At 40.7% G+C, this 20,110-nt stretch carries 23 protein-coding genes and 1 riboswitch; of the genes, 15 read left to right on the top strand and 8 right to left on the bottom strand.

Features of this window, described 5'->3' with window-relative positions:
- Positions 1–107: 107 nt before the first annotated feature.
- Both AUO94_RS07450 and AUO94_RS07445 read right to left on the bottom strand, forming a co-directional pair.
- Positions 108–797, bottom strand: a complete 690-nt coding sequence (locus tag AUO94_RS07450) for an LrgB family protein (RefSeq protein WP_058386629.1) — start codon at positions 795–797, stop codon at positions 108–110.
- Positions 797–1,162: a CidA/LrgA family protein gene (locus AUO94_RS07445; protein WP_058386628.1), complete on the bottom strand. Its 366-nt coding sequence runs from the start codon at positions 1,160–1,162 to the stop codon at positions 797–799. The genes AUO94_RS07450 and AUO94_RS07445 overlap by 1 nt, the downstream gene beginning before the upstream one ends.
- A gap of 468 nt (positions 1,163–1,630) precedes the next feature.
- On the opposite strand from AUO94_RS07445, the gene brnQ reads away from it, so the two are divergent.
- Complete coding sequence (gene brnQ / locus AUO94_RS07440; protein ID WP_058386627.1) at positions 1,631–3,001, top strand: branched-chain amino acid transport system II carrier protein; 1,371 nt, start codon at positions 1,631–1,633, stop codon at positions 2,999–3,001.
- A 100-nt stretch (positions 3,002–3,101) separates the two neighbouring features.
- On the opposite strand, the gene AUO94_RS07435 is transcribed toward brnQ, so the two are convergent.
- A complete protein-coding gene (locus AUO94_RS07435) occupies positions 3,102–3,764 on the bottom strand; it encodes a GntR family transcriptional regulator (protein ID WP_058386626.1) in 663 nt (220 codons plus the stop codon).
- Between the two features lie 183 nt (positions 3,765–3,947).
- Between AUO94_RS07435 and AUO94_RS07430 the strand changes: the two genes are divergently transcribed.
- Positions 3,948–4,304, top strand: a complete 357-nt coding sequence (locus tag AUO94_RS07430) for a SpoIIAA family protein (RefSeq protein WP_058386625.1) — start codon at positions 3,948–3,950, stop codon at positions 4,302–4,304.
- 53 nt (positions 4,305–4,357) lie between these two features.
- Here the strand turns inward: AUO94_RS07430 and AUO94_RS07425 are convergent, their stop codons facing one another.
- Positions 4,358–4,561 carry a hypothetical protein gene (locus AUO94_RS07425; protein WP_058386624.1) on the bottom strand — a complete coding sequence of 68 codons (204 nt, stop codon included), beginning with the start codon at positions 4,559–4,561 and terminating at the stop codon, positions 4,358–4,360.
- 118 nt (positions 4,562–4,679) lie between these two features.
- On the opposite strand from AUO94_RS07425, the gene AUO94_RS07420 reads away from it, so the two are divergent.
- The 5 genes from AUO94_RS07420 to AUO94_RS07400 all read left to right on the top strand — a co-directional run bounded on the left by AUO94_RS07420 (position 4,680) and on the right by AUO94_RS07400 (position 10,418).
- Positions 4,680–5,873: a class I SAM-dependent rRNA methyltransferase gene (locus AUO94_RS07420; protein ID WP_058386623.1), complete on the top strand. Its 1,194-nt coding sequence runs from the start codon at positions 4,680–4,682 to the stop codon at positions 5,871–5,873.
- A 164-nt stretch (positions 5,874–6,037) separates the two neighbouring features.
- The gene (locus AUO94_RS07415; protein ID WP_058386622.1) at positions 6,038–6,349 is read left to right on the top strand and encodes a DUF3817 domain-containing protein; all 312 of its coding nucleotides are present in this window, start codon (positions 6,038–6,040) and stop codon (positions 6,347–6,349) included.
- Between the two features lie 147 nt (positions 6,350–6,496).
- Complete coding sequence (locus tag AUO94_RS07410; protein ID WP_058386621.1) at positions 6,497–8,236, top strand: ABC transporter ATP-binding protein; 1,740 nt, start codon at positions 6,497–6,499, stop codon at positions 8,234–8,236.
- A gap of 62 nt (positions 8,237–8,298) precedes the next feature.
- Complete coding sequence (locus AUO94_RS07405; RefSeq protein ID WP_058386620.1) at positions 8,299–9,063, top strand: MerR family transcriptional regulator; 765 nt, start codon at positions 8,299–8,301, stop codon at positions 9,061–9,063.
- A gap of 515 nt (positions 9,064–9,578) precedes the next feature.
- The gene (locus AUO94_RS07400) at positions 9,579–10,418 is read left to right on the top strand and encodes an endonuclease/exonuclease/phosphatase family protein (protein ID WP_058386619.1); all 840 of its coding nucleotides are present in this window, start codon (positions 9,579–9,581) and stop codon (positions 10,416–10,418) included.
- 43 nt (positions 10,419–10,461) lie between these two features.
- Here AUO94_RS07400 and AUO94_RS07395 read toward each other — a convergent pair whose 3' ends face one another.
- Together AUO94_RS07395 and queF are read right to left on the bottom strand one after the other, a co-directional pair.
- Complete coding sequence (locus AUO94_RS07395) at positions 10,462–11,112, bottom strand: queuosine precursor transporter (protein ID WP_058386618.1); 651 nt, start codon at positions 11,110–11,112, stop codon at positions 10,462–10,464.
- Between the two features lie 12 nt (positions 11,113–11,124).
- Complete coding sequence (gene queF, locus AUO94_RS07390) at positions 11,125–11,619, bottom strand: preQ(1) synthase (protein ID WP_058386617.1); 495 nt, start codon at positions 11,617–11,619, stop codon at positions 11,125–11,127.
- Positions 11,620–11,716: 97 nt separating this feature from the next.
- Positions 11,717–11,764: riboswitch (PreQ1 riboswitch) on the bottom strand.
- A gap of 105 nt (positions 11,765–11,869) precedes the next feature.
- On the opposite strand from queF, the gene AUO94_RS07385 reads away from it, so the two are divergent.
- From AUO94_RS07385 to AUO94_RS07365, 5 genes are all read left to right on the top strand, one after another.
- Positions 11,870–12,772, top strand: a complete 903-nt coding sequence (locus tag AUO94_RS07385) for a cation diffusion facilitator family transporter (protein WP_058386616.1) — start codon at positions 11,870–11,872, stop codon at positions 12,770–12,772.
- Between the two features lie 107 nt (positions 12,773–12,879).
- Positions 12,880–13,812 (top strand): phosphotransferase family protein, encoded by a 933-nt coding sequence (locus tag AUO94_RS07380; RefSeq protein WP_058386615.1) that lies wholly within the window; start codon positions 12,880–12,882, stop codon positions 13,810–13,812.
- A 93-nt stretch (positions 13,813–13,905) separates the two neighbouring features.
- On the top strand, positions 13,906–14,433 hold the full coding sequence (locus AUO94_RS07375) for a TraR/DksA C4-type zinc finger protein (protein WP_058386614.1): 528 nt from the start codon (positions 13,906–13,908) through the stop codon (positions 14,431–14,433).
- Positions 14,434–14,516: 83 nt separating this feature from the next.
- Entirely contained in the window at positions 14,517–14,879 is a 363-nt protein-coding gene (locus tag AUO94_RS07370; RefSeq protein ID WP_058386613.1) for a nuclear transport factor 2 family protein, read from the top strand.
- 55 nt (positions 14,880–14,934) lie between these two features.
- Positions 14,935–15,333, top strand: a complete 399-nt coding sequence (locus tag AUO94_RS07365; protein WP_058386612.1) for a thiol-disulfide oxidoreductase DCC family protein — start codon at positions 14,935–14,937, stop codon at positions 15,331–15,333.
- Between the two features lie 58 nt (positions 15,334–15,391).
- Here the strand turns inward: AUO94_RS07365 and AUO94_RS07360 are convergent, their stop codons facing one another.
- Positions 15,392–16,582 (bottom strand): hypothetical protein, encoded by a 1,191-nt coding sequence (locus AUO94_RS07360; protein WP_058386611.1) that lies wholly within the window; start codon positions 16,580–16,582, stop codon positions 15,392–15,394.
- A gap of 158 nt (positions 16,583–16,740) precedes the next feature.
- On the opposite strand from AUO94_RS07360, the gene AUO94_RS07355 reads away from it, so the two are divergent.
- Positions 16,741–17,610 (top strand): STAS domain-containing protein, encoded by an 870-nt coding sequence (locus AUO94_RS07355; protein WP_058386610.1) that lies wholly within the window; start codon positions 16,741–16,743, stop codon positions 17,608–17,610.
- A gap of 62 nt (positions 17,611–17,672) precedes the next feature.
- Here the strand turns inward: AUO94_RS07355 and AUO94_RS07350 are convergent, their stop codons facing one another.
- Positions 17,673–18,173 carry a metallophosphoesterase family protein gene (locus AUO94_RS07350; RefSeq protein ID WP_058386609.1) on the bottom strand — a complete coding sequence of 167 codons (501 nt, stop codon included), beginning with the start codon at positions 18,171–18,173 and terminating at the stop codon, positions 17,673–17,675.
- Positions 18,174–18,629: 456 nt separating this feature from the next.
- Here AUO94_RS07350 and AUO94_RS07345 point away from each other — a divergent pair, with 456 nt between their 5' ends.
- Together AUO94_RS07345 and AUO94_RS07340 are read left to right on the top strand one after the other, a co-directional pair.
- On the top strand, positions 18,630–19,166 hold the full coding sequence (locus AUO94_RS07345; RefSeq protein ID WP_058386608.1) for a dihydrofolate reductase family protein: 537 nt from the start codon (positions 18,630–18,632) through the stop codon (positions 19,164–19,166).
- A 253-nt stretch (positions 19,167–19,419) separates the two neighbouring features.
- Positions 19,420–20,043 (top strand): cell wall hydrolase, encoded by a 624-nt coding sequence (locus tag AUO94_RS07340; RefSeq protein WP_058386986.1) that lies wholly within the window; start codon positions 19,420–19,422, stop codon positions 20,041–20,043.
- Positions 20,044–20,110: the final 67 nt, after the last annotated feature.

Here is a 20,110-nt window from a genome sequence, read left to right as displayed (position 1 = left end):
AAAGAAAGGGCTGTCCCAAAAGGTCACGAAAAACGACTTTTGAGGGCAACCCTTTTTCTCTGTCTTTTTTATTTTAGAGGATTATGAGACAGCCTCTTCTTACTGTTTTACAGGAGCAAAAACGCCGCAACAGGACCTAGTAAGGCCCCAAGTACAGCACTTAAGGTCATGGCAACAGAGCTCATCGAAGCTTCTTGCTGACCGTATTCAAAGGCTTTTGCTGTGCCCATGCCGTGTGAGGACGTACCGAGTGCGATGCCGCGACCGATTGCCGAATCGATATGCAACCAGTTTAAAAAGAACGGGCCGATAATATAACCGGTAAACCCTGCAACCATAACGAAAACCGCAGCTAGAGAAGGAATACCACCAAGGTCGCTTGCCACTTGCATCGCGACGGGTGTCGTCAATGATTTTGGTAAAACGGTCAAAATCAGTTGTTCTGAAAAATGGAATAGCTGAGTAAACAGTATTCCGCTCGTCATGCCAACTGCCACCCCTGCAATAATGCCTGAAAAAATAGGGAGTAAATTACTGAAAAGCAAACCGCGTTGTTTATAAAGAGGAATGGCTAACGCGACAACTGCCGGCCCTAAAAGTGTACCGATCCAGCTGCCACCTGTTAAATACGTATCGTAAGGGATGTTGCCGACTACCAATACAACCGATAGGATTGCTGTAGAAGCAAGTACTGGGTTCAATAGCGTTTTTTGATATTTCACATAAACAACATTCGTAAGAAAATAAACAGCAATAGTCAAGGCGGCAAAGAAAACAGCAATTAGATTAACTTCCATTATGAAGACGGCTCCTTTCGCGCGGCGATATATTGACTGACCCAGCCGGATACCGCGATGGTAAGAAACGTACTAACCATGACAATGGGAATTAGTAAAATTCCTTTTCCAGAAAACAGCTCTCCGTATTCAACGACACCAACAGTAGCAGGAATAAAATAAAGTGGTAAAAAAGCCAATAGAAAATGTGCACCTGAATCAATCCATTTTAGTGGAAAAACTTTAAGCATAAGAACAGCAAACAATAAAAGAAAACCAATAATACTGCCAGGCAGCGGAATGTTGAAGAGGGCTTGAATTGTTTCACCTAATAAATAAAAGCCAGTGATGGCGAAAAGCTGAAGAAAGATGTAGATGATTTTCAAAGAGAACGCCGCCTTCCGGTTAGTAATAAAAAACCCTGCTCTTTCCATAGTAAGTTATTTTACAGCATTTCATTTGAAAAGCGAGAGTAGAGGCTGTGTTTGTCTAATCAGATCAGAAATAACGATGCGAGAATCCAAGCTGTATTTTTTGTGGATAGTGTTAAAGTCATTTATCTTTCTTTATTGCGTTACGGTGCGCGTGTATCCACATAGAGAAATATGATTTTTGATTATTTATACACTTAATAGTATAGATACTATATTGGAAGAATAACCCGAAAATGACAATTGACTAAATAGACGGAATTTAAAAACAACTTCCGTTGAAAAGCTTGCATTTTGGACTCAATGTTGTATTATTATTTTATGCAATATATCGTATACGTTTTAAAAAGAAGAAACGTGTTATATTGAAATTGTAAATACTAAAGACGAAACCATGGTTTTAATCTACAGGAGGAAATAGTAATGGACAGTAAGTTATCGTTTAAGTCTTATGCAGTAGTAGGGATGATGTTGTTTGCGCTGTTCTTCGGAGCAGGAAACTTAATTTTTCCGGCGCAGCTGGGACAATATGCAGGAACAAACGTATGGATCGCAATCTTCGGATTTTTGATTACTGGTGTCGGCTTGCCGTTACTTGGAATATTGGCAATTGGCTATTCGAAAAGCAATGATTTGCAGGATTTATCAAGCCGTGTGCATCCCGTTTATGGACTGATTTTCACGGCAATGCTGTATTTAACAATTGGACCTTTCTTCGCGTTACCAAGAACGGGTGCAGTTTCGTATGAAGTTGGAGTGGCTCCGTTTATTGGAGCAGGAAACGCAACGATCGGTTTGCTTATCTTCTCATTGATCTTTTTTGGCGTTTCACTTGTTGTGTCATTAAACCCAACAAAAATAGTTGATAGTATCGGAAAAGTTTTGTCACCAGCTATTTTGCTGACGTTGGGCGTTTTGTTGGTCGCCGCTTTTGTGAAACCAATGGGCAACCAAGAAGCACCACAACCGGTTTATAAAAGCGACGCTTTCTTTACTGGATTTACAGAAGGCTATAACACGATGGACGCACTTGCTTCTCTTGTGTTCGGAATTATTGTCATCTCGGCTGTTCGCAAAATGGGCGTGAATTCGCCTAAAGGCGTATTGATGGCTACCTTGAAAAGTGGCGTGGTTGCATCAGCTTTATTGGCAATTGTCTATACAGGAATTGCTTATTTAGGATCAACGAGTACAGCTACTTTAGGTCTTATGGAAACAGGGGGACCCGTACTCAGTGGGGCTTCTGATTATTATTTCGGAACTTTTGGTGCCATGTTGCTTGCTGTCATCATCATCCTAGCTTGTTTAACAACAGCGATTGGCTTGACAGTGGCAAACGCTGAATTTTTCCACAAATTAACGCCGAAAATCGGTTATAAGACGTATGTTGTGATTTTCTCTGTCTTTTCATTGGTCGTGACCAATGCGGGACTTGCGAACATCATTACCTATTCAATTCCTGTGTTAATGTTCTTGTATCCATTAGCGATTGTCTTGATCATCCTGGCGTTCTTGTCGCCGTTGTTCAGACATGCGCAACTGGTTTATGTATCGACAATCATTGTTACATTATTTATTAGCGTCATTGATGGATTGAAAACCTTAACTTCTTCAATCGGAGTCGACAATCCAGCATGGTTGCAGTCGATTATCGATTTTTATGCAGATACGTTGCCATTATACAGTAACGGTCTTGGTTGGCTTTTGCCTGCGCTACTTGTTATCGCGATCACAACGGTTATTGCTCGGACCAAAAAAACTGTGAAAGTTCAATCGGCTCAGCATAACGCATAATTTTAAGCAATAATGGCGGGTCTGGTAAACCAGGTTTGCTTCTAAAATAAAAGCTGCATCAAAAGCGTCTATGCTTTTGATGCAGCTTTTTCTAATTAGTTTACAGAAGTTTTTCAGTCGACAACTCATCAATCGTACGAATCCAATTGGATTTCATAAGTTGTGTCACTTTAGTTGGATTTTTTTCTTTTAAGGTCTGGATAATTTCGACGTGCTCATCGTATGAGCTCTTAGTTAACATCAATGAATGATGAAAAAATTGTCGTCTTACATGAGACTGGAGACTGCTGAGGATTGAGTGGATATAAGGATTATCTGCAGCATCGACAATAATTTGATGAAACTCTTGATCGATTTTTAAAGCTGAAAAACCATTTTGGCTTTCAATGGCTTCAATAAATCGTTGGTTAGTTTCTTCGAGCAAACGAAAGACATGCTCATCAAGATTAGGAATAGCAAGTTCTGCTGACAAGGCTTGCAAAACAGCGAGAGGTGGCAACAAGTCTTTGAGGTCCCCTTTTTTAATAGTAGTGACGCGTGTAGCTTTTCCTGGAAACATTTCTACAAACCCTTGAACTTCCAACAGCTGCAACGCTTCGCGTATTGGAGTTCTACTCAAACTCAATGCTTGCGCCAATTCTGTATCGATTAATTTTTCTTCAGGCTGTAGCGTACCATCAATAATCCATTGCTGTAATTGAAGATAAGCACTTTCTTTAGCTGACACGCGGACTGGCTTAGCGTGATTAACTGGAATAGGCATTACAAGCTCCCCTTTTTACTGCGTAATAGATTCTATTATACAGTAATTGGCACCATCGACAAAATATTTCATGCAATATATCGGTAGATAGCATTAAAAAGTCTGGCTATAGCCGTTTGTTAGCTTCTAAATGGGGAATATGAAAACTAACAACAAGTCTATTACTGACGAGGAGGAATAAAGATGTTGTCATTTGTACCAAGCAAAGACATAGAAACAATCGCTATTGAATTCGAAGGAGCAGCCACATACCAGGATGCGATGAAAATTGATAAAATCATTCAAGAAAAATATGCGGATAAAGGAAAGTTCAATATTTATGCCATCATAAGCGAAAGACAAGGCGCATCTTTTGAAGGATTAGAAGAAAGCATGAAAGTAAACATGGATGCATGGAATCATTTTCATAAATTTGCTGTAATCAGTTCCAGCCATATAAAAGAAAAGTCAGCAGAAATAGAAAAATTATTACCGAAACTCGAAGTGAAATATTTTACATTAGATGAAATGAACAATGCTTGGGACTGGATTCAGGAATAGAAAAAGCGTTTTGCATCTGTCATGCAAAACGCTTTTTGTAGTCTGAATCTGCTTTATGACTCTTCTATGCTAATTAAATCGGCTTTGACGATGTGGAATACGCTTAAGACAATCGTTTTCCCTTCGATATTTTCAACAGAAAAAAGACTCACCGAAACCCCTGGAAAGTGGTCTTCAAGAGGTCCTTCAACGCGGATGTTCTCCAGGTATTCCCCATTAGTTAATAGAATATTGTAAACATAAAACTTCTGCTTCATGGCAATTCCTCCTACTGAGTGTGTTGGAAAATTCACATGGCGAGGGTGGGAATCCGGTCAGCTATCGTATACACTAATTATAAAGCAAAACAGTGGTTGACAGATAGGATGAGAGATTATGAATTCGGAAATTTCAGTTAAAATAAATGAGAAATTTAAGACAGGTTACGCTAACGGTTATCCTTTAGTGACGAAAGAAGCTTTAGAAAATGCAGAATTTCTCCAAACCGAAGGAAGTATTTTGAAACTTGTTGATAAACAAGGACGTTTTTTAGCAAAAGGCTATTACGGCTTACAAAATAAGGGGTATGGCTGGGTGCTGACCAATGATGAAAATGAAACTGTCGATCAAGCATTTATTGAACGCAAGTTGACGACTGCGATTTCTCGTAGACAAGCTTTTTTCAATAACTCAGAGACGACCGCTTTTCGTGTTTTCAACGGTGAAGGTGATGGTTTCGGAGGGTTGATCATTGATTATTATGACGGTTTTTATTTGCTTAGCTGGTATAGTGAAGGGGTTTATACGTTTAAAGATCAAGTCATTGCCGCACTTCAAAATGTGACGGAATGCAAAGGCATTTACCAGAAAAAACGATTTGATACAAAAGGTCAGTATATCGAGGAAGATGATTTTGTTGCGGGCGAACGCGGTGAATTTCCGTTAGTCGTCAAAGAAAATGGTGTGAACTTTGCTGTTTACTTAAACGACGGAGCGATGACAGGAATTTTCTTAGACCAGCGTGATGTACGAAATGTGATCAAGCAAAAATACGCCAAAGGCAAAACAGTACTCAATACGTTTTCCTACACTGGCGCATTTTCAGTAGCAGCCGCACTTGGTGGAGCACGGAAAACGACGAGTGTCGATTTGGCGAAGAGAAGTTCTAGTAAAACGATTGAGCAATTCAGTGTGAATGGCATTGATTTTGAAAATCAGGATATTTTGGTTATGGACGTCTTTAATTATTTTAAATACGCTAAGCGAAAAGAATTAAGGTTTGATGTCGTGATTTTAGATCCACCAAGCTTTGCGCGTTCAAAAAAATACACGTTTAGTACGTCTAAGGATTATACGAACTTGATGAAAGAGGCAATCGCCATTACAGAAAAAAACGGCGTTATCGTTGCTTCGACCAATAGTGCTTCTTTTGGCATGAAGAAATTTAAAGGATTTATCGACAAAGCCTTTAAGGAACTTGGTGGAAAATACAGCATTGTTGAGGAATTCACATTACCTAGTGATTTCCGCGTGCACAAAGAATTTAAAGAAGGCAATTACTTGAAAGTTCTTTTTGTGAAACTAGGATAACGTAGAAAGGTTTCTTTATTCTAGCCTAGTCAACTAAGGAACGACTCATGGTTTGTGTCGAAATTTTGCGTACTTTTGTAGAAAGTTCCCGCGTTCTCCCGCTAATCCCTGTACAGCGTTCCCCTTTCGCTTTTATAATGAAAGCAGAATGCGAGGGATAGTTCATGTTTAAAAATGCGTTAAGCACATTTCGTTTTATGGGCGTAGTTGAAGGCGGTTCACTGCTAATCTTGCTGTTTATTGCGATGCCGTTAAAATATTTTTTTGATTTTCCAGAAGCGGTTAGCGTGATTGGACCGATTCACGGGGCTTTGTTCAGTATGTATATTTTAATTACCATTTATATGACGTTTGTTTTTAAATGGCCGTTCCGTTTTTCTGTAGGTGCCGTTGTTTCAGCATTCGTGCCGTTTGGTAATTTCATTTTAGATAAACGCCTTGAAAATTGGCAACAGCTGAAAACTTTAGCTGCCTAAACACCGATTTTATAAATGGAAACACCTGTGGAATTTTTCTGCAGGTGTTTTTAGTGTATGTAGAACAGCTATAAGTTTTCTGTAATAAACTAGTGAAGAACTAGAGTAACTTCGCTTCATGCGACTGACAGAACAGGGGCTCCTATGATGAAAAAGAACGCTAAAGAAAAGAGTTTAAAGCCGTTTATTTCGCTATTGTTGACATTGAAAATCCCGAAACTTGCGCTAGCTATTGGTTTGACGGCTAGTCTGATTACTACGCTTGTTGGACTTGTGGTACCGTTATTAACAAAAAATCTAGTTGATGGTTTTTCCCTTAATGACTTAAGTGTTCCGTTGATTGTTGGAATCGTTGCGGCTTTTATTGTGCAAGCTGTCATTAATGGCATTTCGATTTACTTGCTCAGCATGGTCGGACAACGAGTAGTCGCTGGCTTGAGAGAGCGCATGTGGGCAAAATTGATCCGCTTGCGTGTCCGTTATTTTGATCAGCATTCCAGTGGAGAAACGGTAAGTCGAGTTGTCAATGATACGGGAATTGTTCGGAATTTAATCACGGATCATTTCCCTTCTTTTATTACCGGCATTATTTCTATAATTGGGGCAGTAATTATTTTGGTCATTCTGGACTGGAAAATGACGCTTCTGATGATGTTGTCGGTTCCGCTAACAGTTGTCGTTATGGTACCGCTAGGCCGCCAAATGGCCAAAATTTCTCGTAGCTTACAAGACGAGACTGCTCATTTTACGGGGCATGTGCAACAAACTTTGGGTGAAATTCGGTTGATGAAATCTTCAACGGCTGAACATACAGAAGAAACAAAAGGTGTACAAGGCATCCATAAATTGTTTGCGCTTGGTATGAAAGAAGCCAAAATTTACGCATTGATTGCACCGTTAATGTATTTGGTCGTCATGGTCGTTATCGTATCAATCATCGGCTACGGCGGAATTCGTGTAGCAAATGGGGAAATGTCGACAGGTTCGCTCGTTGCATTTTTATTGTATTTATTTCAAATTATTGTTCCGATGGCGACTTTCGCGCGCTTTTTCACAGAGCTTCAAAAAGCCAAAGGTGCGACAGAACGCATTATCGACATTTTAGAATTGCCATTAGAAGAACAACAGCCAAAATCAACTTTAGATATTGCCGGGAAATCGTTACAAATTAATAAGTTAAGTTTTTCTTATGGGGAAGGAGAGCCCGTTCTAGCTAATATCTCATTTGAAGCACAACCCGGTGAAATGATTGCATTTGCAGGACCAAGTGGTGGTGGAAAGACTACAATTTTTGGGTTGATTGAACGCTTTTACGAACCACTGTCAGGTGAGATTTTGATAGGGAACATGCCAATCGATGAAATTTCAATCACGTCTTGGCGAGATCAAATCGGTTATGTGTCGCAAGAAAGTGCTATGATGGGTGGCACCATTCGCGAAAATTTAACGTACGGATTGCCAAACTCGGCAGCAATTTCAGCTGAAGAATTGTGGCAAGTTGCACGTATGGCTTATGCGGAAGATTTCATACGTGGCTTTGCTGATGGACTGGATACAGAAGTCGGGGAACGCGGCGTTAAGTTATCCGGCGGTCAGCGCCAACGAATTGCCATTGCCCGAGCTTTTTTACGCGATCCCAAAATTTTGATGATGGATGAAGCGACAGCGAGTTTAGATAGTCAGTCAGAAGGCATCGTTCAACAGGCCTTAAGTCGCTTAATGGAAGGGCGGACTACTTTGGTTATCGCTCATCGACTGTCGACAATTGTGGATGCGGATAAAATTGTTTTTATTGAAAAAGGGCGTGTTACCGGAATTGGAACTCACCAAGAACTAATAGCGAGTCACGCGCTGTACCGCGATTTTGCCACACAGCAACTAACTTGATTAACCTGCTTGACCTTAACGCAACGTCAAGGTGTAGGGTAGATTCATCAGGAGGTGGAGAAATGGACTATACCGTGCAAAAGTTGGGGGAGTTAACCGGAGTTAGCACGCGGACTTTGCGTTATTACGATGAAATTGATTTATTGAAGCCGTTAAGAAAAAATGCGTCCGGATATCGAATTTATGGCGCGCGGGAAGTCGATAAGCTGCAGCAAATTTTATTTTACCGCGAACTCGGATTGAGACTGGAACAGATAAAGAACATCGTTAATGACTCTGGCTTCGATAGTGCCAAAGCTTTAAAAGCACACCGGGAAACACTTCTCGCGAAACGGCGGCAATTGGATCTCTTGATTATCAATGTGGAAAAAACCATTTCCACGAAAAAAGGAGAGAGCATGATGGGGGACAAAGAGAAATTTCAAGGCTTTCAGCAAAAACGTGTGGACGACAACGAACAGCAATATGGCAATGAAATACGCAGTAAATATGGTGATAGTCTAGTCGATCAATCGAATGCCAACATGTTAGGGATGGGCGAAGAGAAGTTTCTGGCGTTTAAAAGTTTAGAGCAGCAAGTATTAAACAGCTTGGCAAACGCTATCGAAACGAAAGACCCGTCGAGCGACGCGGCTCAGCAAATGGCTGCGTTACATCGCCAGTGGTTAAACTTTACGTGGCCGTCCTATAGCAAGAAAGCGCATAGAGGACTCGCAGAGATCTATGTGGCAGACGAGCGATTTGCTGCGTATTACAACAAAGTAAACCATGGAGCCGCTGAATTTTTAAGGGACGCCATTGTGGTTTATACATCACCAGAAGAATAAAAATTTGTTCAAGTGCAGGCAGCCGAGACTTAATAGGCTGTCTGCATTTTTTATGTTGCGATTGGTTTAGAGCGGAACTTTTGTTTTTGCTGCGCATCTCTAAATTCTACTGAACGTGCGTAAACTTTCTTGGGCGTGCGTAAACTCTACTGAACGTGCATAAATTTTCTTGAACGTGCGTAAACTCTACTGAACGTGCATAAATTTTCTTGAACGTGCGTAAACTCTACTGAACGTGCGTAAATTTCTTGAACGTGCATAAATTCTACTGAACGTGCGTAAACTTTCTTGGACGTGCGTAAACTCTTCTGAACGTGCATAAATTTTCTTGAACGTGTGTAAACTCTACTGAACGTGCATAAACTCTTCTGAAATGGAAGCAAGTCGTAACACCTCGGATTTTCCGTTTACGAAATCTTTACACTCTTGTCACAGCCACTTCACAAGCACTTGTTATACTAAAGCCAATTAAACAGCTGCCAACGATTTGTGTTCATCGAAAAGGAGAGGTTTGCATGCACGGGAATCAAAAGAAAGCACCAATTGTCAAAGTTATGTCTTTTAACATTGCTCATGGGTTGGGGATGGATGGAGTCGTCGATTTGGAGAGGACCGCAGGAGTTATCGAGGAATCCTGTGCGAACATTATTGCCTTGCAGGAAGTTGACCGTTATTTTTCTGCTCGCAGTTCATTTGTGGACCAAGTAGAGTGGTTGAGCAAAAGACTTGGCATGCATGCGGCTTACGGAGCCAATATGAGTTTTGCACCTGAAGATTCAGAACGTCCGAATCATCAATATGGCAATGTCATTTTGAGTAACTACCCAATCAAATACGTCGAAAATCATTTATTGACTCAAGTTCCGTGTCCATTTGGAAATAATGAACAACGGGGTCTGTTAGAAACCATCATTGAAGTGGAAGGTAGTTATTTGAGTGTATTTAATACCCATTTAGCGCTGAAAGATGAAGAGCTAGCAGTTAGTGTTGATGAAATTTTGACCCTTACAGAAAAAACCCGCTTTCCACAAATTCTTGTTGGGGACTTTAATGCCCCACCTTCGAACGGTTATATGCAAAAACTCAACAGCCAGTTCAACGATGCTTTTTTGACAATGAAAAGAGGCGATGCCTACACATATCCCTCTCCTTACACAAATAAAGAAACAGCTGAGATTTTGTCTCCAGCAATACGAATCGACTATATTTTTTCAGATAGCGCTATTGATGTCGTACAGGTAGCCGTTATTGAGACGGCCGTTTCCGATCATATGCCGATTGTAGCGGATATGGTCCTGACTGGTGCGACAGTACACAGTAAAGATGGTTTGCAAAAAGAACGGGCAAAGGTCTAAACAGTCAAACTTCAGCATATATGATGAAAAAACCGGAAGCTCTCTATTGGAGAGCTTCCGGTTTTTGATGTCCGTAAATTTGATGGCCTGCTAGATCGCGTCTGCATAACTTGACGAGTAAATACACCAGTGGCGTGTCGGCTGCAGCCACGAGCCATTTGAATGCATATTGTGTCACAATCATGCCAAGTAATACACTAGTTGGCAAAGTGCCGTAAAAAGCGATGGTGATGAAAATGCTCGTATCGACCAATTGGCTGACCATTGTTGAGGCATTATTGCGAAGCCACAACTTGGAATGACCATGTTTTTCTTTCAGTTTATGGAAAATAGTGACGTCCAGGTTTTGACTAATAAAGTAAGAAACGAGACTGGCTACAGTAACACGAAAACCTGCAGAAAAGATGGTTTCGAATGATTCTTGATTCGTAAAAAAAGAAGCAGCTGGCAAATGAATAGCAAGAAAAATAAACGCCAGTGCACAAAGCTGTGTAACAAATCCTGCTGTAACGGTTTGTCTTGCAGCTTCTTTGCCATATACTTCTGCAATCGTATCTGTGATCGGGAAAGTGAAAACATAGACGATGACAGCAGCCGGTAAAACAGCCCATTCGCCGATACTGAATAATTTCACCGCGAGTATATTCGATAAGATTAACAAGCCGACAAATGCGCCGTTCAAATAAAGTAACATTTGCTGAGCTCCTTATCGATTGGTAATCGTTTCGGGATTCATGTCGTGATTCATCATCCGGTACGATGCCATTTCTTCGTATTTTGTTCCAGGTTGGCCATAGTTTGTGTAAGGATCAATCGACAAACCGCCACGTGGCGTGAATTTTCCCCAAACTTCGATATACCGAGGATCCATCAATTTGATTAAATCATTCATAATGATGTTAACAACATCTTCATGAAAATCTCCATGATTGCGGAAACTGAATAAATAAAGCTTCAGTGATTTGCTTTCGACTAATGTTTTGTCGGGAATAAAGCTCAAGTAGATCGTAGCGAAATCGGGTTGCCCAGTTTGCGGACAAAGGGAAGTAAACTCAGGACAATTAAATTTCACAAAATAATCACGGCTGTGCAGATTGTCGATGGGTTCTAAAATGTCTGGATCGTATTCAAATTTATACTTGGTGTTTTGATTGCCAAGCAATTCTAAATGCTCGAGCGTGTCTTCGTTTCTTCCTGCCATAAAAACGGCCTCCTTTTAGATGCCCGGTTAGGAAGAGGGTTATAAAAAACGGACAAAAGAAAAAGCCAAATCGCATGTGGATTTGGCTGAGTTTCGACAATCCATAGTTTTTTATAGAGGGTGAAATGCTATGAACCTCTCCCGTTGCCGGGGTATTTACTTTTTACTCATCTATCGTATAAGACTTACTATGCGTTGTCAATCGACCAAATTTGTTAACATATTAGCAACAGCCAAAGGAGAGGATCGCATGGGGCATGATCATGATCATTTTGAAACAGTTAGAAGCGGCAATAAAAAAGCTTTATCTATCGCACTTATCATAACAGCCGGCATCATGTTGCTAGAGTTTTTCGGCGGACTCTTCACAAACAGTTTGGCTTTAATTGCAGACAGCGGTCATATGTTGTCGGATACGGTTTCACTGGTACTGAGTTTGTCAGCTATTTGGTTTGCGGGAAGAGCAGCGTCTGCTAACAAAACCTATGGCTACTACCGTTTTGAAATTCTTACCGCCTTTATTAATGGTATTACGTTATTTGTTATGGCAGGTTTTATCATTTATGAAGCTGTCCAGCGTTTATATGAGCCTGCGGAAGTTCAAGGAGGTTGGATGCTAGTCATTGCGTCAATTGGTCTTGCTGCTAACGTATTGAGCGCGTGGGTGTTAAACCGTGGTGCCGATGTTCAAGGCAATCTTAATATGAAAAGTGCTTATATGCATATTATCGGAGATGCGCTTGGTTCAGTAGGCGCCATAGTAGCGGGCATGCTTATTCTGTTATTTGACTGGACGATAGCGGATCCGCTGATTTCGGTCGCTGTTGCGTTATTGATTTTGCGGAGCGCCTGGGGCATTCTTCAAAATAGCATTCATATTTTGATGGAGGGAACACCTGAGACGATTGATACGCAGCAAGTGAGAGAGCGGCTGCTTGAAATCGAAGGTGTGTTAGACGTTCATGACCTTCACGTGTGGACGATTACATCTGGCATGGACTTGTTTACATGCCACATTGATGTCGATGTCAATATACAAGAGCAAAAGGTTCTTCAAGAAGCTTTGAAATTGGTTTATGATGTGTGCGGAATTGAACATGCCACCATCCAAATTGAAAAAACCGACACTGTACACGACTCACTAAAGGTATAAATTTAAAAAGAGTGGATTATCTGTTAATTTCTCTATCATTGACGGATAGCATCCATATTTTTCATGGTAAACTAAAGGTAAAAGATAGGCAGAAAGGAGCGACAAGAATGGCAGGCGAACAGTATGGATTACAAAAGCAATCAATAGAATGGGTGAAAAGCCAACTAAACGAGCAAGTAGAAATCATCGACGTTGATCCGCTGACGGGCGGAACCTCTTCAAAGCTATTTGAGCTAACTGTCAAAGAGAACGATCAAGTGCTTTCTTACGTTCTGCGACTTTTTCATAAAGCCGATTGGTTGGAAAAAGAGCCTGATTTAGCAAGACATGAAGCAGATAGCCTTCAGTACGCTGAGCAGTCCGGCCTTCTTGTCCCTCACTTAATCGCTTATGACGAAACCGGACAAGAAAATGGCGTGCCTGCAGTATTCATGACAAAAGAGTCTGGCTCTGTCGTACTTCAACCAACTCATGATAACAAATGGACAGATCGACTGGCAGCGGCTTTGGCAGAGTTGCATCAAATAAAGGCAGAAGACTTTCCATACGAATATTTTTCTTATAACGATGCGTTCTTACTTGAAAAGCCGACGTGGTCCAAAGTTCAAAACGATTGGATGCGAGCTTTTTACATTGTTTCTGGAAACCGTCCTAAAGTGCGGGAGTGTTTCATTCATCGAGATTTCCATCCAGCTAATGTGCTGTGGGAAAACGGCGAAATTAGTGCTATCGTAGACTGGGTCAACGCATGTCGAGGGCCCGCAGGAATCGATGTTGGCCATTGCCGTGTCAACCTAGCTCAGATGTATGGAATTTCTGTTGCTAATGAGTTTCTGGCAGCGTATCAGCGGCATGCTGGGAATCTATTTGTTTACGATCCGTATTGGGATCTGGTTTCACTAATAGACACCTTAAATGGATCACCTACTGTGTACCCGGGGTGGAAAGCGTTCGGTATGAAAGGATTGTCTGACGAGTTGGTACGACATCGATTAGATGATTATTTATTAAGTCTTTTGGATCGATTTGATGACTTTTAAGTCCTCCTGCTAAAAGAGTCAGTATCATTTCAGGTTTGATTTCCCCGATAAAGGCAATATAACAATAAGTGAGTTTTTTGAGGAGGAAATTGGATGACAGATGAACAACTAAAGAAATTGAAAAAGCAATTAGTAGAACAAGTAGAATCACTAGAAGAACGCGTAGAGCATACAGAAGAGTTTGAGACGACCGAACTTTCAAACTACGATAATCATCCTGCTGACAATGCCACAGATTTATACGATCAAGAACGCGGTCTGGCGATGACTCAGTTTAAAGAAGAAGAATTAGCAGACGCTAAAGCAGCTCTAGCTGCAATTGAAGACGGTAGCTACGGGACGTGTTCAGTGTGTGGCAAAGAAATTCCGTTTGAACGATTGGAAGCATTGCCAACCGCGTTGACTTGTATCGATCACGCAGATCAACATCCGGATTTGGAAAGTCGCCCATCTGAAGAAGATGTTCTACAGGCTTCCACAGCACAGCCTGTCAAAAAAGAAGACGACGGCATTCGAGACTACCAAGATAGTTTTGAAGATGTAGAGGATTTTGGCTCGTCGGATACACCGCAAGATCAACCAAGCGAAGATTCACAAGATTTTTTCAAAGACGATAAATAAAACGATCCCCTCCTGCCGTTAGGCAAGGAGGGGATTTAAAAAACAGCACGATTTCCCGGGAAATAACAGCTAGGGGGTTAAGTATGGATAGATTGAAAGAAGAAATTTATAGGCTTGAATGCAGCCACTTGGAGCCGGAGTGTTGGGTTTCAACCGATAAGTTAAGTGAAGTGCTGGACGATGAGTTTTTTGAATTTGGCAGTTCTGGAGGTCTTATTAAACGTCAGGATTTTGAAGGGGATTTTCCATCAAATCCCGACCCAATGGCTATTCATTTTTTCGAAATGCACAAATTAGGTCCAGATGCTGTGCTGACCACGTACCAAATAACCAACTTAAAGACGGGAAAGCTGACGAACCGGAGTTCTGTCTGGAAAAAACGAGAAAATGGCTGGAGATTATTTTTCCATCAAGGAACAGTTTCAGCTAGCAACGTGTTTGAATAAAGAAAGAATAGGCTATTCACATAACAGAACTATTTTGTCGAAGGAGGAATTTTTCATGGAACATGCCATCGTATTATTTGATGGAGACTGCAATTTTTGCGATTCAAGCGTTCAATTTATCATCAATCATGATCCCGCTGGCTATTATCAGTTTGCTTCGTTGCAAAGTGAGATTGGCCAAGAACTTTCAAGGAAATTCAAAGTACCGGGAGATGTCGATAGTTTAGTATTGATCAAGGATGGACAGGCGTTTGTGAAATCTGAAGGGGCTTTAATGATTTCGCATCACTTAACAGGTCTCTGGAAATTGGCGCATTACTTGAAACCATTTCCACGAGTAGTTCGTGACGGCGCGTATGACATTATCGCTAAAAATCGGTATAAAGTATTCGGCAAGTTGGATAGCTGCATGCTGCCCCCTCCTCACATACGCAAACGATTTCTGGACAAATAATAGAACAAGCCCGAATCCGGTAATCCTCGGGTTCGGGCTTTCTTAGGAATAGAAAATCTCAGTAGAAATTGGATATTCGCCAATAGTGACTGGCAGTAGGTCCTGCCATAAAAGCGAGACCTTCACTTTCTTTTTGATGAATGGCCGTCCATTCGTGGTTATCTTCAAACTTCAAATAAACTTCGTGATTGGGCGATTGATCATGTACGCCAATAATGTCATACGTGCCATTTTGATAAAAATCAGCTGATAGTTCGTAATCAATGTTTGGTGACGTTGTGAGTGGGTTTCCTACGCAATGCGTTAAGGTGATGACCATTTTTGGTTCGATTTCTGCTGCTTTCTCTAATTCAATTTTTTGAGAGGAAGCAATATCAGCTTTGCTAAAATTTTTTCGCCAATTGTATCCAATGGTGGGTCCTATGTGCTTGTCCCATACCAATGTCGGACTTTGGTTAAAGTTAATAGTAAGATTGACTTGAGACCGGTAATGCGGTGACTCAGCGTCAAAGCTTCGTCCATCCCCTTGAAAATAGGCAAAAGGGGACAAGAGATTAGGGTTTTTCAATAAGGTATCTGGCAGAAAAGTAGTATAGCGTAATTGCCAGGCTGGGACTAGTTGAGTCGATTCTTTATCGGACAATAAAGAATCGAGAGAAGCAATTTTTTTAGTCAGCCAAAAGTCTTCTGTTGCTGCTTTTTTTTGCGGAGATTTTTGGTGTAAACTATTAAAAAACTTATTTAACGCAATTTTTTTGTCGCTAACCTTTTTTTGAGACTTTACGATTGGACGGTTGCCACGAATCCAGTAAGTTGCTTCTTCGTTCATCGAAACTTGTCGGTCCGTGTACTGATTTTTTTCAACGGTTTCAATAAATGCTCCATTGCGATAGATATCATAAGCCGTAATGCCAACAATTTTTCCCCAAGCTAAAGAAATACGACTGTTAGAAACAATGGTTGTTAAAACTAACTCTGCTAAACGATTGTTGCTGTTCATTTGTCGTTTTTCTGTTGCTGTTTGTAGCTTGATTTTATCTACCCAGTGTCCTGACGCATCTAGGCGTTCAAGTGTATAGGTATACAAGTGACCTTCTTTTAATCCTTCATCTTTAAAGCGATTTTGAGTGCCGGTATAAACCATTTGCCCATCTCGCTTTACGCGGCAAACGTCCTCGGTCGCTGTCCATCTGAAATAAATGAATGTATTGGATTGTTCCAATACGAGAATATCTAATTCGTTTTCCATATTTACACCTCCACATGCTATTGTTAGGCATATACCCTTTCAACAATAAAAATGAACCTTTTTAGAAGAGAATAAATAACCATCATACCGGAAAGCTGTTAATGGCAATGTCGGTAAAATTACGTAAAGAATGAGCAAAGCGGATAGGGGGAACAGCAATGGAAACTGCGCATGAAGCAAAAGGTTTTGGTAACTTTGATGATGCAGCTGCCTATATTTTGCAGTTGCTAAGCAAGCAAATTGGCATTAATTCCTTATTTATTGCTAAAAATGATGGCGAGACAAATAAGATTATTAAAGCACATAATAGCAGTAAGAGCCTTGTAGAAGAAGGGAGTTCGATGCCACTCCCTCAGTCTTACTGCAGTTTGAGCATAAATCACGGACCTACTCCGTTAATCATAGAAGATGTTTCAGCAAGTGAGTTAACTCGTTCGATGGCTATTACAAAAAACTATGGTCAAGGTACATTCATCGGCGTTCCAGTTTATTACAGCGATCGTACGGTTTATGGTACGATTTGCGGACTAGATGATCAATCCCATAAACTTTCTGAGGAAGACCTTTCTACTTTTGAAATGATGTCGACTTTATTGACCTATGTATTAGAACTTGAGAAAGCCAATCAGCAAATTCAAACACTGACTGCGCCTATCGTGCCAGTAACTAAAGGTGTAGCAATCGTTCCTGTTATAGGTGAAATTACAGCTTCGCGTGCAGAAGTTATCATCAAGCACGTACTTGGAAAATGTAGCCAAGAATCTATGGATTATTTGATTATCGATGTTTCAGGTGTCTTACAAATCAACTCTACTGTTGGGGAATACTTACTAAAATTGGTTAATATCCTGAAAGTAATTGGTGTCACGCCGGTTATTACGGGAATTCAGCCTTTTATGGCGTTAAAAGTGCCACATTTTGCGGCTGCACTAAAAGGGGTCATGATTGAAGCTAATTTAGAGACAGCTTTAAAACAGCTTGGGTTCGTACTGATAAAAGAGTGCAAAGAAAAATCAGACTCTCATTGAGGAGGTCTGATTTTCTTCGTCCTATTTGACTGCAATACGTAGTTAAATGAGTTGCTCGCAGCCTAATTTTCTTTATCAAAGAAAACGTGTTTGAGTTCCCACGAATCGTCTATTTCTAATAAACCAAAAGAATATTGTTGCTGCCTGCGCTTATCGGTTGGTGAGCCAGGATTAAATAATGTCACACCATCAACTTCTCGTATGACGGGTGTATGGGAATGTCCGAAAACGATAATGTCCACATCGTCATCGCTAAACGTGTCATAAGCTTGCTGTTCGGTCGGTTTACGGTCACTGTCACCGTGAACGACTCCGACTTTCAAGTCTCCGAAGGTAAAAATCTTTTTGCGGCCAAACTTTTCAAGAATGTCCCACGGATCGACATTGCCAGTGACGCCATCAATTTCAGCATAAGCTGCTAATTCATGATAGACATCCATCGTTTGCCAATCACCTGCGTGAATGATAAAGTCAGCTTCTTGGCATGCATCCACCAGTTGCTGAGGTAGTTTTTTAGCGCGAAATGGAATATGTGTATCTGAAACAATAACAATCTTCTTCATCTGAACGCCTCCAGTCAGTATCTTCTGTTTACTTTACCAAACAAATGCCTCATCGTCGAAACCTAGCTACTCAATCTGAAGTTTAAGATAGAGTGTCTAATGAGAAGTAAAAAAGAAATATATATGTTGAACTAATAAACCTATAGTAGTCGATATTCCGCAAAACAGCTCGCTTGCCGGGGGCTCGCGCTGAACTAACTCGGGCTAAACGCCCGAGTGGATTTCAGCACTTCGCTTGCTCCCCAAGGCGTCTTCGCTATTTTGCTCCATCTCTTCAGAGACACTTCCCAGCAAAGGCTTGTCCATAGCGCCGAAGCGGCATATTTGTTGGATTCTTTAATTCAACCTATATAGTAAAGAAAATCCACAACCTAAAAAAACTACGAGACCAGTCTCGAAGCAGCTTTTAATATCGGAATTTTTGAGGGGCAGCAACTATTGGAGGAGAGAAATGATATGGAAAACAACAGAAAAGTGGTTTGTTACATTGCTACGAGTGTAGATGGATATATTGCAACAACAGAAGACTCACTGGACTGGCTGTTCAAAGCAGCGGAAGGACAAGAAGGAGATATGGGTTACGCTGAATTCATAGCTACCATTGATACGGTAGTGCTAGGACGCAGAACGTATGATTGGGTAATGGCAGCGGAAAATGGTCAATTTCCTTATCAAGATAAAATGAGTTATGTTTTTACATCAACAGTTGCTGAGGAACATGCATTTGTCACGTTTACAGATCAAACGGTTTCAGACTTTGTAAAAGCACTCAAAGAAAAGTCAGGGAAAGATATTTGGGTAGTTGGCGGTAGCGGGTTGCTTCATAGTTTCGTCGAAGAAAACCTAATTGATGAATGGATCATTTCCATCGCCCCGGTATTACTTGGCAAAGGTATTCCGTTATTCAAAGAGGTCAATGTGGAATCCTCTCTGAAGCTCAAATCGGTAAAATCGTATGGAGACTTTGTACAGCTTCATTATAAAAAATTATAAGCAAAACAGGTATCTGAGAAATTTTCAGATACCTGTTTTGCTTTAAACATTCGTTTTTCGATTTCGTAAGAGAAAAGAACTAATATTTAGCAGGAGAAAGCACCTTTTTTTATAAAAAAATCAGTATCTTATTCATTTTGACTAGTTATCAATAAATTTAAAGTAGTTACGTTGGATTGAATTCATATAATTACAATTATATACTATTAAAAAGAGTCGTTTGTTGATTCTTGGAATTGAAGGGAGAGAAAGTATGAAAAATTTTAAAGCACTATTGTTTGCTTTGTTTACGGTTTTATTTTTAGGTTTTTCTCAAACGTCTGTGGAAGCACATTCGCCAGATTTACACGAAGGTGTTTCTGGACAAGATGTAAAAGAACTACAATCTACATTAGGGAAATTAGGTTATTTCCATACGACAGCTACAGGTTATTATGGTTCTGTAACTAAAAATGCAGTTATGCAGTTTCAGCGTGACTTTAATGTCTCAGCTACGGGCTTTACGGGACCGTTAACACGTAAAAAAATAACAGAAGTTGAGATGATGGCACGTGTTGTAAATGGAGAAGCACGAGGAGAGAGTTATACCGGACAAGTTGCGGTAGCAGCTGTTATCCTAAATCGTATCGACTCTTCTGCGTTTCCAAACAGTATAGATCAGGTTATTTTCCAACGTAATGCGTTTACTGCCATAAATGATGGGCAGTATAATTTGAAACCGAGTGCATCGTCTTACCAGGCTGTAAAGGCTGCGGTGAAGGGATCTGACCCATCACTTGGTTCAACTTATTACTATAACCCGAGCGGTGTTACGGATACATGGATTTTCTCACGCACGACGATTACGAAAATCGGTAAGCATGTATTTGCAAAATAGTTTTGAGAATCGCCCTGGTTTTTACGGGGCGATTTTTTTTGAGGTGAATAACAGGGCAGAAAAGGGT

Origin of the sequence: Planococcus kocurii, assembly GCF_001465835.2 — a bacterium.
Classification (GTDB): domain Bacteria; phylum Bacillota; class Bacilli; order Bacillales_A; family Planococcaceae; genus Planococcus; species Planococcus kocurii.
This window is presented reverse-complemented; position numbering and strand designations above follow the sequence as displayed.

Coding starts and splice junctions, on each gene's coding strand:
- AUO94_RS07450 (WP_058386629.1), bottom strand. CDS start 797: ATGGAAGTTAATCTAATTGCTGTTTTCTTTGCCGCCTTGACTATTGCT.
- brnQ (WP_058386627.1), top strand. CDS start 1,631: ATGGACAGTAAGTTATCGTTTAAGTCTTATGCAGTAGTAGGGATGATG.
- AUO94_RS07435 (WP_058386626.1), bottom strand. CDS start 3,764: ATGCCTATTCCAGTTAATCACGCTAAGCCAGTCCGCGTGTCAGCTAAA.
- AUO94_RS07430 (WP_058386625.1), top strand. CDS start 3,948: ATGTTGTCATTTGTACCAAGCAAAGACATAGAAACAATCGCTATTGAA.
- AUO94_RS07425 (WP_058386624.1), bottom strand. CDS start 4,561: ATGAAGCAGAAGTTTTATGTTTACAATATTCTATTAACTAATGGGGAA.
- AUO94_RS07420 (WP_058386623.1), top strand. CDS start 4,680: ATGAATTCGGAAATTTCAGTTAAAATAAATGAGAAATTTAAGACAGGT.
- AUO94_RS07415 (WP_058386622.1), top strand. CDS start 6,038: ATGTTTAAAAATGCGTTAAGCACATTTCGTTTTATGGGCGTAGTTGAA.
- AUO94_RS07410 (WP_058386621.1), top strand. CDS start 6,497: ATGAAAAAGAACGCTAAAGAAAAGAGTTTAAAGCCGTTTATTTCGCTA.
- AUO94_RS07405 (WP_058386620.1), top strand. CDS start 8,299: ATGGACTATACCGTGCAAAAGTTGGGGGAGTTAACCGGAGTTAGCACG.
- AUO94_RS07400 (WP_058386619.1), top strand. CDS start 9,579: ATGCACGGGAATCAAAAGAAAGCACCAATTGTCAAAGTTATGTCTTTT.
- AUO94_RS07395 (WP_058386618.1), bottom strand. CDS start 11,112: ATGTTACTTTATTTGAACGGCGCATTTGTCGGCTTGTTAATCTTATCG.
- queF (WP_058386617.1), bottom strand. CDS start 11,619: ATGGCAGGAAGAAACGAAGACACGCTCGAGCATTTAGAATTGCTTGGC.
- AUO94_RS07385 (WP_058386616.1), top strand. CDS start 11,870: ATGGGGCATGATCATGATCATTTTGAAACAGTTAGAAGCGGCAATAAA.
- AUO94_RS07380 (WP_058386615.1), top strand. CDS start 12,880: ATGGCAGGCGAACAGTATGGATTACAAAAGCAATCAATAGAATGGGTG.
- AUO94_RS07375 (WP_058386614.1), top strand. CDS start 13,906: ATGACAGATGAACAACTAAAGAAATTGAAAAAGCAATTAGTAGAACAA.
- AUO94_RS07370 (WP_058386613.1), top strand. CDS start 14,517: ATGGATAGATTGAAAGAAGAAATTTATAGGCTTGAATGCAGCCACTTG.
- AUO94_RS07365 (WP_058386612.1), top strand. CDS start 14,935: ATGGAACATGCCATCGTATTATTTGATGGAGACTGCAATTTTTGCGAT.
- AUO94_RS07360 (WP_058386611.1), bottom strand. CDS start 16,582: ATGGAAAACGAATTAGATATTCTCGTATTGGAACAATCCAATACATTC.
- AUO94_RS07355 (WP_058386610.1), top strand. CDS start 16,741: ATGGAAACTGCGCATGAAGCAAAAGGTTTTGGTAACTTTGATGATGCA.
- AUO94_RS07350 (WP_058386609.1), bottom strand. CDS start 18,173: ATGAAGAAGATTGTTATTGTTTCAGATACACATATTCCATTTCGCGCT.
- AUO94_RS07345 (WP_058386608.1), top strand. CDS start 18,630: ATGGAAAACAACAGAAAAGTGGTTTGTTACATTGCTACGAGTGTAGAT.
- AUO94_RS07340 (WP_058386986.1), top strand. CDS start 19,420: ATGAAAAATTTTAAAGCACTATTGTTTGCTTTGTTTACGGTTTTATTT.